The sequence below is a fragment of the Aeromicrobium alkaliterrae genome, from assembly GCF_039529015.1.
GTDB lineage: Bacteria > Actinomycetota > Actinomycetes > Propionibacteriales > Nocardioidaceae > Aeromicrobium > Aeromicrobium alkaliterrae.
Genome location: NZ_BAAAME010000005.1, coordinates 309,275 through 311,795 on the forward strand (window position 1 = coordinate 309,275; position 2,521 = coordinate 311,795).

Here is a 2,521-nt window from a genome sequence, read left to right on the forward strand (position 1 = left end):
AGGCGGCAAGCGTGGCACTCAGCCCACGCGATCAGCCAGACTGACGAGCCCCGGCCCGGACAGCTCGTCCAGCGCGACGGGCCTTCCGGCAATCGCCATCAGGAGGGATTCAGCCGAGCCGGTGACCTCCGGACCGGTCCCGTGCGACCAGTCGTGATCGGTTGCCACCAGCCGGAGGCCGCGCGCGTTGCGTTTCGCCGGCAGCGTCGGAGCCTTCAACGCGAAGTCCAGTGCCGGCAGCAACCGCTCCGCCGGGATCTCCCTCGGTCGGTCCAGTGCGCGTCGGATGTCCTGCTGGTGGATCAGTCCGTCCGTCAGGGCGATGGCACCGTTCATGGCCGAGGTCAGCCCTCGGGGAGTCTCGCAGCGTCGGACGAGCTCGATCACCTCGTCGTTCGACAGGCTGGCGCGTCGGGCGACGGCCCACGCGTTGACCGAGTCGACCCGAAGGCCTCCGCGGACGAAGGCCATCGGAAGCCCGGACCAACCCAGGTCGTCGTAGCTCACGATGTGGATGGCGACCTCGCGCACCGACCAGTCGTCGCACAGCGACGGACGGGCCCACTCGCCATCGGTCAGCTCCTGCAGGAGCTGAACCAAGCTGGCTCGCTCACTCTTGGCCAATGCCGGCATGCCGTTCGTCATTCCCGCCCCTTCCGACAGATCGCAGGACCCACCACAAGAATCGTCGCACCCGCAGGTGCCGTCCCGCAGCACGAAGGGCCACCCACAGTCAGGAGTCTTGGCAGAGCGAGGCCGAAGCTCCCCTCAAGTGCCAGCCTCGTGATTCCCCACGCTGGATGATGGTGATCGATGTACAGAACAGCAGACTCGTCACGGTCGTTCACGCCCGCACGCCCCTCTCGCCCGCGATCGACACGTGGCACAACGGATTCCACGAGCTGGCCGACGCGTTCCTGGCGGACGGACTCACCAAGGCCGGCGTGGCCGCCGAGGACGTCGAGACGGTCTCGCGCACGGCCGTCTTCGTCGTGGAAGGGCTCCTGACCCATCCGCTCCCCGACGCCCAGCGCCGCGCGATCTTCGAGCTCATCAGCCGTCCGCGCTGAGCTCCGCCAGCGTGGCGACCTCGCGGTCCACGAGCGCCCCTGCCGCGACTCCGCCGATCCTCACGACCTGAGGCGACATCGGATCGCGGACGTGATGACAACTGTCACTGCCCGCGCTGGCTGCTCTGGACGACAATGGTCCGGTGGAGACGTCGCAGCGCTGGGAGCGCCGAGCACGCATCGGCGCGCTCAGCACCGCGGCCGCGCTACCGCTCATGGAGCTCTCGCGCGTCGCGGCGCTGCTCGACCATCGCAGCCTGCTGATCGCCGCCGTTGCGACGGCGGTCGTCACGCCGCTGCACCTGCGCCACGTCGCGGCGGCCTTGCGCGGGGCGTCCGCGACCCATGGTCGCTGGACGCTGGCCCTGATGGCCGTCGTCGCGTTGTGGACCGCCGCAATGCTCGGGACGGTCTACGTCTTCAGTCTGGCCTCGCTGGTGGTGTCCTGCTTCCTGGTGCTGCGACCGCCTTGGTCGTACGCCGCCGCTTCCGGCGTCGTTGCTGCAGGCCTGGCCGTCGAGATCCTGGGACTGGGGCCAGAGTCCGCCCAAGTCGGGAACTGGGTGTACGTGTCGGTCGCGCTGATGTTCCGCGCCACGGCGCAGCTGGTGATCATCGCGTTCGCGACGATGCTCCACGAGCTGTCCAGCACCCGTGACGAGCTCGCCGAGAGCGCCGTCATCGGTCACCGCGACAGCGTCGAGCACCACCTGCGGGACGTGCTGATCGAACCGATGTCCGACCTCGCCCTTCGCGTCGACCGGGTTCGGGACGCCCTCGACGAGCCCGACCCGGTACCCGCGGTCGAGATCGTCGACATCAGCCGGCGCTCGCGGGAGCTGCTCGCGAAGACTCGCGAGGTCGTGGCGGGCTACCGCGGGCACGATGACCACGCCCAGCTGCAGGCAGCCGGTCACCTGTTGCGCGGAGCCGAGGCGCCCGCCGTGGTCCCACCTCCGGCGTCGCCGCTCGAGGACGTCGCCTCTACCCGGCGGCGCGCTCTGACCCTGCTGGCGATCGTGCAGATCCCCGTCGCCGCCTTCCTCCTGGGGGTGCCGTCAGGACTCTTCGCCGACCCGGCGACCTTTTCGACGCCGTCGTGGCCGTGGTTGGCGAGCACGGCCACGACGGTCGCGCTCGGGTGCTGGGCGGTATTCGATGGCGCCGAGCAGCGGACGTCGCCGACCGTGCGGGCTCGGTTTGGCATACTGCTGGCGGTCCTGCTCGTGTCGGTCCTGGTCCTGGCCGACGACCCCGTCGATGCCAGCCTCGGACTGTGGCTGGTGCTGCCAGCCGCCGCGTTCGCCCTGCGCGCACGGACGCGGTCGCTCGTCATCGCCGGGTTGGTCACAGCCACGGTCATCCTCTGGGTTGTCGCCTCGACCCAGATCTACGCGCTCCCGCCGGTGGAGATGTTCTGGTTCTTCGCCTACATCCCCCTGGTCACGGTG

The 2,521-nt window shown here is 69.7% G+C and carries 3 protein-coding genes; 2 read left to right on the plus strand and 1 reads right to left on the minus strand.

Annotation, left to right across the window (positions count from 1 at the left end; translation table 11 throughout):
- Positions 1-18 precede the first annotated feature (18 nt).
- Entirely contained in the window at positions 19-645 is a 627-nt protein-coding gene (locus tag ABD127_RS15575; RefSeq protein WP_344203162.1) for a maleylpyruvate isomerase family mycothiol-dependent enzyme, read from the minus strand.
- A gap of 158 nt (positions 646-803) precedes the next feature.
- Here ABD127_RS15575 and ABD127_RS15580 point away from each other — a divergent pair, with 158 nt between their 5' ends.
- Positions 804-1,070 carry a hypothetical protein gene (locus ABD127_RS15580; RefSeq protein WP_344203164.1) on the plus strand — a complete coding sequence of 89 codons (267 nt, stop codon included), beginning with the start codon at positions 804-806 and terminating at the stop codon, positions 1,068-1,070.
- A 143-nt stretch (positions 1,071-1,213) separates the two neighbouring features.
- Positions 1,214-2,521 (plus strand): hypothetical protein (locus ABD127_RS15585; RefSeq protein ID WP_344203165.1); only part of this gene is annotated, 1,308 nt, incomplete at its 3' end.

Bases quoted from the DNA above. Each gene is read 5' to 3' on its own strand.
- ABD127_RS15575 (WP_344203162.1), bottom strand. From the start codon at position 645: ATGACGAACGGCATGCCGGCATTGGCCAAGAGTGAGCGAGCCAGCTTG.
- ABD127_RS15580 (WP_344203164.1), top strand. From the start codon at position 804: ATGGTGATCGATGTACAGAACAGCAGACTCGTCACGGTCGTTCACGCC.